The 14755-nt window shown below is 44.0% G+C and carries 11 protein-coding genes; 1 reads left to right on the forward strand and 10 read right to left on the reverse strand.

Annotation, left to right across the window (positions count from 1 at the left end):
- Positions 1–4: 4 nt before the first annotated feature.
- Complete coding sequence (locus PN836_RS09315) at positions 5–1411, reverse strand: coniferyl aldehyde dehydrogenase (RefSeq protein WP_395345018.1); 1407 nt, start codon at positions 1409–1411, stop codon at positions 5–7.
- Complete coding sequence (locus PN836_RS09320; RefSeq protein WP_395345019.1) at positions 1411–2649, reverse strand: aspartate aminotransferase family protein; 1239 nt, start codon at positions 2647–2649, stop codon at positions 1411–1413. Before PN836_RS09320 ends, PN836_RS09315 begins: the two co-directional genes overlap by 1 nt.
- 149 nt (positions 2650–2798) lie before the next feature.
- Between PN836_RS09320 and PN836_RS09325 the strand changes: the two genes are divergently transcribed.
- Positions 2799–3764 (forward strand): phosphotransferase enzyme family protein, encoded by a 966-nt coding sequence (locus tag PN836_RS09325; protein WP_395345021.1) that lies wholly within the window; start codon positions 2799–2801, stop codon positions 3762–3764.
- A 323-nt stretch (positions 3765–4087) separates the two neighbouring features.
- Here PN836_RS09325 and mobA read toward each other — a convergent pair whose 3' ends face one another.
- From mobA to PN836_RS09365, 8 genes are all read right to left on the reverse strand, one after another.
- Positions 4088–4711: a molybdenum cofactor guanylyltransferase gene (mobA, locus tag PN836_RS09330; RefSeq protein ID WP_395345023.1), complete on the reverse strand. Its 624-nt coding sequence runs from the start codon at positions 4709–4711 to the stop codon at positions 4088–4090.
- Positions 4690–5904 (reverse strand): alginate export family protein, encoded by a 1215-nt coding sequence (locus PN836_RS09335; protein ID WP_395345025.1) that lies wholly within the window; start codon positions 5902–5904, stop codon positions 4690–4692. Before PN836_RS09335 ends, mobA begins: the two co-directional genes overlap by 22 nt.
- Positions 5905–6107: 203 nt before the next feature.
- Positions 6108–6953 (reverse strand): ABC transporter ATP-binding protein, encoded by an 846-nt coding sequence (locus tag PN836_RS09340; protein WP_395345026.1) that lies wholly within the window; start codon positions 6951–6953, stop codon positions 6108–6110.
- A gap of 29 nt (positions 6954–6982) precedes the next feature.
- Entirely contained in the window at positions 6983–7975 is a 993-nt protein-coding gene (locus PN836_RS09345; RefSeq protein WP_395345028.1) for an ABC transporter permease, read from the reverse strand.
- Positions 7976–8018: 43 nt separating this feature from the next.
- A complete protein-coding gene (locus PN836_RS09350) occupies positions 8019–9464 on the reverse strand; it encodes a CmpA/NrtA family ABC transporter substrate-binding protein (RefSeq protein WP_395345030.1) in 1446 nt (481 codons plus the stop codon).
- Between the two features lie 264 nt (positions 9465–9728).
- A complete protein-coding gene (locus PN836_RS09355; protein ID WP_395345032.1) occupies positions 9729–10895 on the reverse strand; it encodes a glycosyl transferase family protein in 1167 nt (388 codons plus the stop codon).
- A gap of 8 nt (positions 10896–10903) precedes the next feature.
- Positions 10904–11743, reverse strand: a complete 840-nt coding sequence (gene cobA / locus PN836_RS09360; protein ID WP_395345034.1) for a uroporphyrinogen-III C-methyltransferase — start codon at positions 11741–11743, stop codon at positions 10904–10906.
- A complete protein-coding gene (locus tag PN836_RS09365) occupies positions 11740–14754 on the reverse strand; it encodes a molybdopterin-dependent oxidoreductase (RefSeq protein WP_415926397.1) in 3015 nt (1004 codons plus the stop codon). Before PN836_RS09365 ends, cobA begins: the two co-directional genes overlap by 4 nt.
- Position 14755: the final 1 nt, after the last annotated feature.

The following is a 14755-nucleotide window of genomic DNA, read 5'->3' on the forward strand; positions in this document are numbered from 1 at the left end:
CCTGTTATTGTATGAAAGTTTTAAAGATCATTTTTTGAAGACGGCCGCCGTACGGAGGAAATAGGTACTTTAAAAACGATATTTTACCTCGCTTGAAGACTGAGCGTGAATGCGAAAATGTCTTAAACCCTTCTTCGCCGTGGTAATTTCCCATACCCGAATTGCCTATTCCTCCAAATGGAAGGTCATCAATGGCGACATGAAAAGCAGCATCGTTTATACACACACCTCCGGAAAGAGTGTTCAAGAGAATGTTGCTTTCGGTGTTAGCATCAAAGGTGTAAATATAGAGCGCCAAAGGACGATGATGCGCATTGATATAACTCACGGCTTCGTCGATATGTGAGTATTCGATGATCGGAAGAATTGGTCCAAAGATCTCGTCTTGCATTACTCTCATTTCATCATTGACGTCTAATACTATGGTTAGCGGCAGCTTATATCCAAGTCCACTCTGCCCATTCTCAATTTTGATAACCTGAGCGCCTTTTGATGCGGCATCATTCAGCAAGGAAGATAAACGTTCATACTCTGTTTGATTGATGATACTGGTAAAATCTTTACTCGCCTCAAGATCTGGATACATCTTAGATATTCTTGTTTTGATAGCATCGATTAACTCTTGGCTTTTGCCTTTCGGGCAAAAAATATAGTCTGGAGCCACACATGTTTGCCCGCAATTTATCATTTTACCGAAAATGAACCTTTCTACCGCAGTATCAATGGATATGTCAGGCGCTATGATTGCAGGGGACTTGCCTCCTAGCTCTAGTGTTACGGGTGTCAAGTTTCTGGACGCGGCCTCCATTACGTGACGACCAACCCGAGTTGAACCGGTAAACAAAATATGATCGAATGGCAACTTACTAAATTCCGAGCCAGACCCTTCAAAGCTATCAATAACCGCAACGACATCGCTAGGGAAAGACTCTCTCAATAAACGTTGAATGGTGGAAGCGAATATTGGAGTATGCTCTGACATTTTAATCAAATTTAAATTTCCGGCAGCCATAGAATTGGCTAAGGGCCCAAACGCAAGAAATAATGGATAGTTCCAAGGAACAATTATTCCAACCACACCTTTAGGTTGATACTCAACATAAGCAGTCGACGGAAAAAAAAGAACTGAAGTGTGTCTTTTGCTGCGGCGCATCCACTTTTTTAAATGTTTAATACAGTAATTAATCGTTGCTACCGTGGTGAGGATATCGCCTATCCTTGTATCCTCATCAGCTCTGTTTCCAAAATCGCTGGAAAGTGACGATATAATCTCTTCTTGATTGTTGATTATTAGTTTTTTAAGTTTCATTAATCGAGCAATGCGCTCGTCAGCACTTGGGAATCTATTTATGTTAAATGCTCGTTTAAAGGACAAAAACTGCGCCTTTAACTTGCTAATATGTTCACTCATTAATTCACCTCTTGAATAGATTTTGAAAGGCTGTACAGAGCTTTTTCGAATTTACCCATGATGTCGCTGACATCTTCTAGCGTGAGCAAAAGGCCAGGTTTAAATTGCAACACGGAAGTATCGAAACCCGCAAAAATCGCCCATATGCCTTGTTGATACAATTCTGCCATCAACTTAACTGCAGTTCCCTCGCCTTTGCATTCAATACCAATAACGACTCCGGTTTGCCTCACATCCCTCAATACTTCAAACTTTTGCACCAGTGATTCAAATTTGGTTGCAAAAACCTTGGCAAGAAGATTCACATTTGGTAACGAACTGGTCGCCAGTTTCAAAACTTCAATTCCTATTGCGCAGCCAGGCTCCGCCCCGCCAAACGTTGAAACATATCCCCAGCCATTCGTTTTTTGCCACGCTCCATATTTTTCCGACATGACACATGCTGAGATAGGGTAAAGCCCCGCTGATAACGCTTTGCCAGTAATCAGGATGTCAGGTTCGACATTAAAGTGCTCAACACCCCATAGAGTTCCAGTTCTACCTAATCCCGTTTGCACTTCGTCGGCAATGTATGCAGCACCATATCGAATGCATAACTCTTTGACGTTTTGTAAGTAGTTTTGAGAAGGCGTTGGAAAGCCATAAGTCGCAGGAATTGTTTCCATCAGCACGCAGGCTATATCACCATTCCGCAATAAAGATTCCATTGCCGATATATCATTAAATGGCACCGTTAGAAATTCGTCAGGATAATCGCTTAGAAAAAATTTGGCCGAAGAATCATCACCAGCGGCTCCAGAAAGACCGGTTCTGCCATGGTAAGCTTTGTCGATTGATACTACTTTTCTTTTTTGCGTTGCCCAACGGGCTGATTTAATGGCAACATCTACAGACTCTGCTCCTGATGGAGTAAAAACTGAATAAATCATGGTCCCCGGGCAGTACTCACTTAGCATTTCCGCTAAATCAACCCTTGGTGCACTAGGAAAATGATGGTTGCCCACGTCTGCTTGCATCAAGCTAGTTTTTAGAGTTTGGAGCAGTTGCGAATTTCTATGGCCAAAACTATATGTACCACCATTTAAATGACAGTCCCATAGTTCCTTTCCATCGATATCAACAATCTTATACATTTCTCTTTTGCCAAGAACTAGGTCAATTCCGACTTTGCCAAATGTTATTACTCGATCACTTGACAGATGTTTTTTAGCTTTGCGCAATATTTCACTTTTATCCATAACAACTTCACTAATCGATATTTATCGTTTAATATAGTCTAAAAATGAATAGGTTGAAATAGTACAATCTCTTATTTTTTAAAATAAATCCAGAATTAGAACAGAAGCACACGCATTATTGATCGATAAATATCGTTTAAAGGATTGAGATGAACGACGAATTGCTGTTACAACATTCCATACTTAGTGCAGAAAAAACTGCTCGGGCGTTTGGTTTTGAAGATGCCGAGATCACACTAATCAAATTCAGAGAAAACGCTGTCTTCGAATTAAGGTGTCAAACAAAGACATTCGCTTTACGAGTCCATAGACCTGAGTATCGATCTTTACAAGAGCTCAAAAGTGAAGTTGAACTAACGTCATATCTTCGAGATGGTGGTGGGATAAATACCCCCAAGTTTTTAACCAACTCTGACGGCACGCATTTTTATACGTCTTCCATTAAAGGGCACTATGAGCTTCATTGTGACATCCTGGAGTGGATAGACGGCTCCTCACCCAATGAGCAATCTATTGTTAAATCATTTGCTCAAGTTGGAAGTTTAAGTGCGAGGATTCATAAAACCTTGGCAACTTGGACTCCCTCTAAAAATTTTTTACGACCACATCTTGATGAGACAACATTGTTTGGAAGATACTCTGTTTGGGGAAATTATCAGCAGCTAACCAGTATTGCCAACAGTAAGATGGCGAAATTCGAGTATGCCGCTAAAAAAGTAGAGCGTTCTTTGTCAAAAGCATGTCGTGACCATGAGCAGTGGGGGCTTATTCATGGTGATCTAATGCCTGAAAACATACTTATCAACAATAATGAGATTTCGGTTATAGACTTCGATGATGCTGGGTATAGCTGGTATGCAAACGAACTAGCGATTGCAATAGCATTTCACCTAGAGCAACCATACTTTAACTCGCTCAAATTCGAGTGGATAAAGGGTTATGAAGAGGTGAAACCTAACATTGACTTGAGTCTATTAGATGACTTGATAATGGCAAGGTTACTTTTGGCTCTAGGATGGCTTGCAAAAAGACCAAAATCCAAAACAGCTCTTGAACTTCATGACTATATTGTCGGGATAGCTTTTCGTTTTGCCAACGAGTATACAAGCAAATAATACAATTTGCTCTGACTAACGCAATTGCATATGCTACCGAAGAAAATATTGGTCTTGATTTAACGTAAACTCACACACTCACTGCTTTACAGTGAACGCTATTTCTGGCGCTAAGCTGAGCACTTTTTAATGCATTTCGAGAATACGTGTTCACCTAAAAGCAAAATGACTTCCACTCACTGATAAACTTACTGCTTATCTGTTTCCTTTTGCTGAGGAATGTGTGATGCAAGCACAGAGACTATCAATAAATGAGTTAAAAGAAATTCTGAGTGTTGAGAATACTATCCATTTCACCAAAAAGTGGCTCTTGAGTGTTCGAGTTACGCCTCGTGCGTTTTTAAAAACGCCTGCCATTGCTGCGGTGTATTGATGTTGGTGTTCATCATCTTTTCAAATTTTTTATCCAAAGGGATTTTTAGAGCGTCATGAGCCTCTAAAAGCGCGTGCATTGACAGATTGCCTCCAGAGGCAATCGTTGATGAAAGCTTGGAGATAAGACGATTGTTTACTCTACATACACACGGAAAAATATACTCTGATATGTGCGAGTGGTCCGTGTAGTGCACCGTACGTTTTTCATACAAACTTGCGGCTAATAAGTCGTGAATAAGCTGACTTGAAACCAGCGGCATATCCACTGGAAGAGCAACAATGGCAGTCTCTTCCGGAAGTTTCAATTGCTTGATACTTGAGACAAGCGCGGCCGCTGGGCCACAATTGGGAAAGAGGTCACGCAAACCGCCATGTAAAGATGAGCTAACGTATACCTCATCTACACCCGCCTTTTTTAAGCAAGTTGTCGATATGTCCAACATGCTTTGTTTTTTAAGCTTCAAGGAGGCCTTGTCGGTGGACATTCGTGATGATTGCCCACCAGCAAGCACAATACCTATCGTGGCGTTCAGCGCCAGTTGAGAGTGGTTTAAAATTTGGTCGTTAGCCATATCCAAAGCTTATCTGTGTCTGGACGGTTGCTATCGCCCGAGTAGTTTGCGTATTTTATACCCAAGCCATAATCTTTGAAAATTTTTGTGGTGTACTGAAGGTTAATTTCAGAGCCCAGATCATCCACTGTCTCACTCGCTTCATCAGCCTCATATGTGTGATATCGCGCAAGCCATTTACCGCCTAATGCTTGAGTCGATACGGTCACATTGGTATCCACTAAGCCCTCAGCTGGTGTGGCTAAAAACAAATCCGCCCAACCATTGAATTTATGCAGAGTAGACAGTGGGAAAGCAAAGCCGTATTGACCATCATCTGAGCCTAAAGACTCATAACTTAACTTAACTGTCACACCTTGGTAAGCAAGGCCAAGCTTTGCATCAATAAAATCTGCATCAAATTCATTGCCAGAAAGCTCAGAACGTTGACTTGCGTATTCAAAATAGTAGAGCCAGCTCAAGCTGTCCATAGCTTTTTTGCCATCTATACTGAAGCCAAATGTATCAAGGGCGTTGTCGGTTTCATTGTCTACTTCTAATAAATATGAGTAGGCAACCAATTTACCGATGCCAGACTGATAGGAGATATTCAGCAAATGATCTTTGCTGTCTAAATCTCTTTCTTCGGCAAAAATGCGGTTGCGCTGCGTAAGATAACTATACGACGCTTTCAGTTTGTCATTTGGATTATAAATAAATGTTGCCGCATCGAAGGTCTGACGATCTTGTCGCCAACCAACATGCCCCACATGCCTATGTCCATCTAGCGCAATGACTTGTCGCCCTACTTTAAAGGTGAATCCATCGTTTTTATATTGAACAAAGCCTTGGTCTAATTCTGTGGTTTCTGGGTCAGCGATGACCGAATATATACCCGTGTTGTATCCGGTAGGGGGAACACTGTAGTCACCCTGTCCACCCACAATTCGGCTATCTTCTAACTCTACTTGAAAGGACCAGCCATTTAGACTGTCAGACACATATCCCAGCCGCGTTCTGAGCGTCAATGCATCAGCGTCCTGCAAGGCATTGTCTTGTGAAACACCCTCGTAGCGTAAATAAAAGTCAGCATACACATCACCGCTGCTAACTGCTTCATAAACCGTTTTAGCGTTCGCACTGGTGCTGGCAAGCAAAGACATGCTGCTAACAAAAAGTAGGCTGGTGTAGCGTTGATAGAGTGTTTTTTTCATGAGTGTTCCCTTTGTTGCATTTTATTTTGTGTTTGAGTGTTAATTCATGTTTGTATTTGCTCATTCACTGCATAGCTTCTGAGCGATTTTGGGCATAGCAAACCCGTGCCCTACGACTCAAGCGTAAAATCGCTGAACCCTGAGGTTTAAAGGCAATGATCTAGTTTATTTGTCGAACTCTTTAAGCGCGTTAAGCTGTGCAGCTACGCCGCATTGGGTTTTGCCTGCTTTTTGCTTGATATTTGAGTACTGTGAACCGGTTCAATTTTGCGCTGCTTTTCGTATAGAAATCTCAGCACATCATGCCTATAACGATTATATAAAGGGTTATCGGCAAGTTTAATTCTGTCTCTAGGTCTATCTAAATCGATGCTGAGTATCTCGCCTATGGTGGCTTTAGGCCCGTTTGTCATCATCACAATCCTATCTGACAACAAAACCGCCTCATCAACGTCGTGGGTAATCATAATGACGGTGTTGCCTAACTTTGCATGAATCTCCATCACAGAGTCTTGTAAGTGTGCACGGGTGAGGGCGTCTAGTGCACCAAAGGGTTCATCCATCAGCAAAACCTTAGGTTCCATAGAGAGCGCCCTCGCAATTCCTACCCGTTGTTTCATTCCGCCAGAAATTTCAGAAGGTAACTTTGAAGCAGCGTGAGTCATTTGCACAAGATTTAAATTGTGCTCTACCCATTCTTTTATCTCATGTTTGTTGCGCCCGTTCTTTGTTTGTTTGACGGCAAGCTCTACGTTTTTATATACCGACAGCCAAGGCAGAAGTGAGTGATTTTGAAAAACCACCGCGCGCTCTGGTCCAGGCTCGTTTACTTCACTATTATCGAGAATAACGCCGCCATATGACGCTTGATAAAGCCCTGCCACTATATTTAAAACCGTCGACTTCCCGCAGCCTGAATGACCTATCAAAGATATAAACTCGCCCTGCGCGATGTTCAAATTAACATTTTCAAGCGCAATAAATGGACCTTTTGGCGTTGGAAATTCCATACCTACTTGGCTAAGTTCTAGGTGTTTTGTCTGTGTCATTTTGTGCACCGTTTGTTATTTATCAGTATTTAGCGAAGCGTTGCTGACTTATCCCAGCTCACGCTCTTTTGTAACAACAGCATTATTCGATCAAGAATAAATCCGATAATGCCAATGGTTAGCACGGCTACCATGATGCGAGCCAGCGACTGAGAGCTGCCGTTTTGAAACTCATCCCACACAAATTTGCCAAGCCCAGGATTCTGCGCAAGCATCTCTGCGGCAATAAGCACCATCCAGCCGATACCTAAGCTTAAGCGCAAGCCGGTGAATATCATTGGAATAGACGAAGGCAGCACAATTTTTGTCACGTGCTTAATAGGGTTGAGCCGGAGCACTCGACTCACGTTAATTAAGTCTTTATCAATATTTGAAACACCCACCGATGTGTTCACCAGGGTCGGCCAAATACAGCAAAGCGACACGGTCACTGCCGAGGTAATGAAGGATTTAGAAAACATCGGATCTGAACTGACATACACTGCGCTCACTACCATCGTCACCAGTGGCAACCAAGCTAACGGCGAAACCGGTTTGAAGAGTTGAATCAGCGGGTTAATGGCAGCATAAGTGGATTTACTCAAACCGCTAATGATACCAATTGGCACGGCAAATATGGAGGCCACTAAAAAACCAAACATTACTGTGAACAAACTCGTTAGGATTTGATCAAAAAACGAAGGTGCACCAGTGAAAGGTCTTATTTTAGGCACATAGTCCGGGTCACTTGCCATGCGCTTAGCAATTCTAGCCTCTTGACGCTCGTAAAACGCCGTCGCTTTTTGTTGCTTCTCCTGATGCTCATCAAAAAGCACACCCGCTTGTTCCCATACCGCAGCCGGGCCAGGAAATTCGCCTAAAGAGGTATCGATGGACTTTGCTGCGCCTGCCCATAAAGCCACAAACAATAGGAGGCCAACAAAGGGCAGTATCAGCGCTTTAAGACTTTCATTTACTTTTGCCAGCACATTCACCGAATGCAGATTGGCAAAACTCGCGTGGGGTATGACTTTTTGCAGCATGGTTTTATCTTCCATCGTTATCTAAGTATTGGTAACGCAGTGTTCAGTTTCCGCCGACAGCTAACTCAGTATCTTCACTGGCACTGGTTGATGATGCTGCAGCAGACACTTCGCTTTGCAAACCGATAGGGAACTGCGCCAAATATGCATTAGGTTGTGTGCCATCAAAGGTAATGCCATCAATAAACTCATCTTGAGCAGGCTTGTAACCACTTTCGCTTACAAAATCAGGGAAGTCTTCTGCCTTTGCTTTGCCTTCAGCAATTAGTAGTTTTGCGGCCTGAGCATAGATATCAGGTTTGTATACTTTCTTCGCGGTATCCATATACCACTGGTCAGGTTTTTGCTCGCTAATTTGACCCCATCGACGCATTTGCGTGAGATACCAAATCGCATCGCTGTAGTAAGGATAAGTTGCGTTGTGTCTAAAGAAGGTATTGAAATCGGGGATGTCCCGCTTGTCTCCTTTTTCAAATTCAAATGTGCCAGTCATGCTGTTGGCGATAACCTCTTCATCTGCGCCAACATAGTTGGGTTTAGCCAAAATTTTGACCGCTTCAGGGCGGTTTGCATTGTTGTTCTCATCCAGCCACATGGCAGCGCGGATCATCGCTTTAACCATTAAAATGTGCGTGTTTGGATTCTCTTTAGCCCACTCATTGCTCACGCCGAAGACTTTCTCAGGGTTGTTTTTCCAAATTTGATAGTCGGTGATCACCGGCACACCAATCCCTTTAAACACAGCCTGCTGATTCCATGGCTCGCCAACGCAGTAACCGTGAATGGTGCCCGCTTCCATCGTCGCTGGCATTTGCGGCGGTGGCGTCACAGAAAGGAGAGCTTGCGCATCGATTTGACCGCTTGTATCGCCTTTTTCTGGCGCATAGTAGCCTGGATGAATGCCACCTGCGGCTAACCAATAGCGCAGTTCATAATTGTGCGTAGAAACGGGAAACACCATGCCCATTTTGAAAGACTTACCTTCACTTGCAAGCTCATCAATGACCGGCTGAAGGGTTGAAGCGCTTATCGGGTGCACTGGAAGTCCATTCTCATGGGGGATATTGGGCTTCATTTTTGCCCAAACATCATTTGATACGGTAATGCCGTTACCATTTAAGTCCATGCTAAAGGCGGTAATGATGTGTGCTTCTGTGCCGTAGCCGATGGTTGCGCCAAGCGGCTGCCCCGCAAGCATGTGCGCGCCATCTAACTGACCGTCTATTACTCTATCTAATAGCACTTTCCAATTTGCTTGCGCTTCTAAAGTGACATACAAGCCTTCATCCTCGAAATAACCTTTTTCATAGGCAATGGCAAGCGGTGCCATGTCGGTCAGTTTGATAAACCCAAACTTAAGCTCTTCCTTTTCTGGATAAATCGCTTCTTGAGCCTGAGAAAATGAACTTAGCCCTAAGCACAAACATGCTGCTAACAGAGCCTTTGCGCCGAATTTGGATTGATTTACGTTTGTGCTTTGATATATCATCTTTTTTTCCTATCTAACTCGGCTCTTGTTAGAACCGTTAAGTGTGAATCCTTGTGCAGAGCACTATCAGAAACGACCATAAAAAAACCCACGCAGATACTGAGCAATTGTTCAGTGTCTAACGCGGGCTTCATTGCCTGATGTGTTCTTTAACTATGTACTTTTGGCTTTGCAAATATGTTTGCAGATTCAATGCCAACTATTAACACATTGAAATATATGGACTTTTCTAAATAGTCAAATTTCTCAATGCCCTTTTGTGTTTCAAGCTTGTGCACTACGCACTAAAAGTGTGCCGTTTACATTCTTCTTGCACGCTGCTTTTTGGTGATTTTCCACGGTGCTCACGCCTGTATGCGTTAGTTTTTGGTTACGCGAATGCTCACATTTTACGCCAAACCATTGCTCTGGATTTCGCGCTTGCCACCAGGTAGATGCGCTTTTGTAAGCCTGCTCCTGACCACAATCAGTTAGGAGCATAATCAGCGCACTGAGTGTGCTTGCAATCGTGTGTTCTGCGTACTGAGAATGTGCTTCACCGCTCCAAACAGCCCGTAGTGACTGTATATTCAGCTGTTTCGGCTTAATTTGCCAAGATTGTCTTGCGCCAAGCTGCACGATATATTTGTCAAGCTGTTTAAAAAAGTGCAGTTCAGTATCCTTAGATGGATTGATCTCAGGCTCCCCCCCTTCACCTCTAAAACAAAGCACATTTGTATCCTTATTTTCGTGCGCAATATTCATTTGAGACGCGACCTGAATATGTTTTTCATCTACGCCACAATGATGTACCCCTTGTACACTGTATTTGGCATTAAGAGGATTAAGTAAACGCGCAAGCGTATTTGCACAAGAACGCAAGCCTAATTCACTGCGAAGCTGAATAATATCGTTGAGCTGCGGGTGAGCATCTGCCAAGTCAATATAGGAGATACCGAGGCGCTGGACTTTGTCACTGGCCGCTTTGAGGCTGAACGACTGAACATGGTTTAACACACCCAGTTCTCTTAAGGCGTCTTTTATATAAAGTCTTTGCGATTGCGGCTCTGAGGCACCATGCATAAGCATAGTAAAACCTTGCTGATGAATCACACCAAGCGCCAGTAAAAACCAAGGCAGCTGGCGCCTTTTACCCGCATAAGCGCCAATATCAATATGGGGACGCGGTAAGGCATTTGGCGCTGTCGAATGCGAATTCACCTTTGTAGTGAAGTTTAATTGTTCTTTACAGGCTCTAACAAAACCGCTTAATTCCTCAACTGTTTCCTCCCGCACACGAAGCAACATCAAAAATGCGCCCTTTTGCAACTCACTTGCCTGTCCAGATAAAAGCATACTCATTGCAATATACGCCTCTTCCTCAGATAAGCTTCTGCCTGCTCGCTTGCCTGCGCCAACCAGCTTGATAAAATCAGAAAAATTGTGGCTCACGAGCGCTCCTACACAGCTATTTGAATATGGGAAAGCGAGTTGCCACAGGCAGTGCTGGAAAGCTCACTCACCGCCTGCTGATAATTGACCACTTGTCCGCAAATGATAATGGCAGGCCCGGTAATCGCGGCATTGACAACGTCTTCGCCGATACTTCCCAAAGTGCCTTTTATAACCGTTTGGTATTGAGTGCAGGCTTTATCGATGAGCGCAATTGGAAACGCTGGGCTAAGCCCATTAGCGATTAAGCGCTGTGCAATTAAGTCAATTTTGCCCAAACCCATGTAAAAGACAAGGGTCTGATGTTTACTGGCTTTCACTAAGGCTTTCCAGTTAGGTTCAGTTTCTGGGTTTTTGAGACTTGCTGTGGTTAAGGTCAGCGATTGCGCGCAGTCTCTCTGGGTAAGCGGGATCCCGGAATAGGCAGATGCACCAGAGGCGGAGGTAATGCCCGGCACAATAGAAAATGCAATATTAGCTTGCTCCAAAGCTTGTGTTTCTTCATAGGTACGAGCAAAAATTGCTGGATCACCACCTTTTAGGCGTACCACTTTTCGTCCCTTTGCGGCGTGAAATACAATGCGTTGAGAAATATCTTGTTGAATCATGCTGTGTTTGCCGCATCGTTTACCGACAAACTCTTTGATCGCATTGTCTGGAATCAGCGCTAATACGCTTTCATCAACCAGCCAGTCGTATAAGACAACTTCAGCTGCTTGAATCGCCTTGTATGCTTTTATTGTGAGAAGCTCGGCGTCGCCAGGCCCTGCGCCAACTAACCAAACAAATCCTTGTTTGGTGTCTGTTGAAGGGAGCTGCTTATTATTCATTTTAATTAAGTTGTTCATGTCAGACTCTCTTCAATTTGTTTGACTGCAATGATGCTTGCTTGTGTGACTTCATCTGCTGAAGCAGGTGAATATTCTTTGGATTGCTCGAATTGATGGACACTTGACGAGTTCACTCCAATTGCGCGCTTATTCTGCTCTATGGCGTCAGGCTGAGTGTTTTGCAGCAAGGTAGTCAGTTCACCTTTGCAGGAGCCACAATTGGTGCCGCATTTGAGGCGCTCGCCTAAACTATCGATGCTGTTTGCTCCCTCTGCAATCGCGGTTTTTATGGTGTTTTCACGCACTTCGAAACAAGAGCAAATGAGCTTACCCTGCAAAAAAGACTCAGGCACTTCAAAGCGCAACATTTCGCTTATATCTTGTTGCGTTGGTTCACTATCGGAAAATAGACTATTCAGCCATGCCTGAGAAAGTGGTTTCTGCTCGCGCCCATCGCTTATGGATGCATGCAAAAGGCATTCAAGTTGTCCGTTGTTGATAGTGACTATTGTCTTACTTTCACTTTCAAGCATACCTGCGCAACGCTGATACCTTACGCTCTTGCTGCTAAAGCATATGTTAGCAAGTTTTTCTAGCAAGACACTTTGTTCATCATTGCTAAACAGATAATAAACAAAGCCTTTTTCCATCTTTGTTTTTATCCAATAAAGTTGTTCATCGCTCGGTAAGTCTTCGCTCACGTCCTTCAACGATGCCATCACTAAACGATGCTTAAACACACGTTTGTGAACACTCACAGCCGCATGCTTAAGCTCTGGTTGTCCGGAAATTGCGTCTTTTGCACTGGAAAATAACCAAGCAATACTGGCGTGAGACGCCCATTCATTTGACCAGTGAATAGGCGCAAATAACTGACCTGATAAAAGGCTATCATCTATCTGAGCGGGTAATATTACTCGCGTCGACTTAGCAGCTGAATCGTTGAGCATCGCGGCTGATTTAAGCTCAATCAGGTCACCGTTTTGCACAGATAAAGCATCTGCGTCTGCAGGATGAATGGAGCAGTATGCTTGATCGCTATGCTGATGAAGACGTGATGCATTACCGGTGCGTGTCATTGTATGCCAATGATCGCGCATACGTCCCGTGTTGAGCACAAAGGGATAATCTGGCGTGCTCAGTTGCTCTGGCAATTGCGGCACAATAGGAATAAAGCGCGCTTTACCATCTTTAGTATAAAACCGTTTATCTTCGAACAAACGCTTGGTGCCAACCACTGAGGGTGTGAGGCCTCCTGATACTGAATCGCTTAAAACTGGCCATTGTATGGCTTGCAAGCTCTCGTATTCTTTTTCGTCTATATCGCACAGACCCGAGAGATTAAATGCGCGGTCACCATTATTTTTGTACGTAGAGAGCTGTGCGTGTTCTTTGAATATGGATGCGGGAGACTTAAAATCGAATGCGTGGGCAAAACCCATTTTTTTTGCAAGCTCACAAATAATCTGCCAGTCATGTTTGGCTTGACCACTTGATTTTACCAGTGCGCGCTGCCGACTTATACACCGCTCTGAATTGGTCACGGTGCCATCTTTTTCTGACCATGGCGTTGCAGGCAATAGTATATCTGCAAATTTTATCGTGTCATTGCTTTGTACTACGTCAGACACCACAACCGTCTCGCATTTTGCTAAGGCCGATTCAATCACGCCGCGATTGGGCATACTAACAACAGGGTTAGTTCCCATAATCCAGACAAACATTATCTTCCCTTGGTTCATCGCCTCGAATAAATCTACGGCTTTCAGACCGGCTTTACTAGCAACATTGTCGCTTTGCCAAAACTCACCCACTAATGCACGATGCGCTTCATTTTCAATATCCATATGAGCAGCCAGCATGTTCGCCAGACCACCCACTTCGCGACCGCCCATCGCGTTTGGCTGACCTGTGATTGAAAAGGGTCCGCAGCCCGGCTTGCCTATTTTGTCGCTGGCTAAATGGCAGTTAATGATGCTGTTGGCTTTATCAACGCCTGTGGTTGATTGATTGATACCCATGGAATAGAAACTCACAGCACTTGGTGACGCACAAAACAGCGCGTAAAAGGCCTCAAGCTCTTCTTGCAGCAGTCCACAAGTTTGCGCTACGTATTCAGGTGTATATTGCTGAGCCGCTTTAACAGCGTCTTCATACCCACTTGTATACTTTGAGATGAAATCAGTGGCATGGATAGGCTCTTTTGAGCACTGCGCTGAGGCGCTATTTTTTGCCTGGGCGTTAAATTTTGCGATTGCATGTAGCAAACCATTAAAAAGCACTGCATCGGTGCCGGGTTTTAGCTGAAGATGGCAATCAACGATGCTCGTGCTAGCGGTTCTGCGAGGGTCAATCTGAACCACTTTCATATCGGGATTTATGAGTTTTGCACGCTCCATACGCTGAAATAAAACTGGATGTGTCCAAGCTGCATTAGAGCCAACTAATATCAGCAAATCAGTTTGTTCTAAATCCTCATAGCAGCACGGGACTAAATCTTCACCAAATGCACGTTTGTATGCCGCGACAGCTGAAGACATACAAAGGCGAGAGTTTGTGTCAATATTGGCGCTGCCGATAAAGCCTTTCATCAGTTTATTAGCAATATAATAATCTTCGGTAAGCAACTGTCCTGACACATAAAAAGCCACTGAATCTGCCCCATGCTTTTTAATAGCTTGCTTTAGCCTGCTTGCTAGAACATCGGTGGCTTCGTCCCACGAGCACGGTACAAGAGGAGATCCTTCTTGCTCGGATGCACGAAGTTGCGATGTGATTTTGGCCTGAAGTTTTGGATGAATTTTCGGGTTTAAGAGTCGCCCATCTTGCTGCGTAGTTTCGAGCAAATGACTGCCTTTTACACACAATCGACCGCTGTTGGCGGGATGTTGACGGTTGCCCGAAAGCGATTGCTCAGACAAATCAGAACGGTCAGACTTTATCTTTACCTCAAGTCCACAGCCCACTCCACAATACGGGCAGGTGCTTTCAATCAACTTGTCTCGGATTTCAATTTGCTCGGTGCTCATG

It is taken from the genome of Ningiella algicola, assembly GCF_028401415.2.
In the GTDB taxonomy this organism is placed as follows: Bacteria; Pseudomonadota; Gammaproteobacteria; order Enterobacterales; family Alteromonadaceae; genus Glaciecola.

Excerpts from the sequence above, each read along its gene's own strand:
- PN836_RS09315 (WP_395345018.1), bottom strand. The coding sequence starts at position 1,411 with ATGAGTGAACATATTAGCAAGTTAAAGGCGCAGTTTTTGTCCTTTAAA.
- PN836_RS09320 (WP_395345019.1), bottom strand. The coding sequence starts at position 2,649 with ATGGATAAAAGTGAAATATTGCGCAAAGCTAAAAAACATCTGTCAAGT.
- PN836_RS09325 (WP_395345021.1), top strand. The coding sequence starts at position 2,799 with ATGAACGACGAATTGCTGTTACAACATTCCATACTTAGTGCAGAAAAA.
- mobA (WP_395345023.1), bottom strand. The coding sequence starts at position 4,711 with ATGGCTAACGACCAAATTTTAAACCACTCTCAACTGGCGCTGAACGCC.
- PN836_RS09335 (WP_395345025.1), bottom strand. The coding sequence starts at position 5,904 with ATGAAAAAAACACTCTATCAACGCTACACCAGCCTACTTTTTGTTAGC.
- PN836_RS09340 (WP_395345026.1), bottom strand. The coding sequence starts at position 6,953 with ATGACACAGACAAAACACCTAGAACTTAGCCAAGTAGGTATGGAATTT.
- PN836_RS09345 (WP_395345028.1), bottom strand. The coding sequence starts at position 7,975 with ATGCTGCAAAAAGTCATACCCCACGCGAGTTTTGCCAATCTGCATTCG.
- PN836_RS09350 (WP_395345030.1), bottom strand. The coding sequence starts at position 9,464 with ATGATATATCAAAGCACAAACGTAAATCAATCCAAATTCGGCGCAAAG.
- cobA (WP_395345034.1), bottom strand. The coding sequence starts at position 11,743 with ATGAACAACTTAATTAAAATGAATAATAAGCAGCTCCCTTCAACAGAC.
- PN836_RS09365 (WP_415926397.1), bottom strand. The coding sequence starts at position 14,754 with ATGAGCACCGAGCAAATTGAAATCCGAGACAAGTTGATTGAAAGCACC.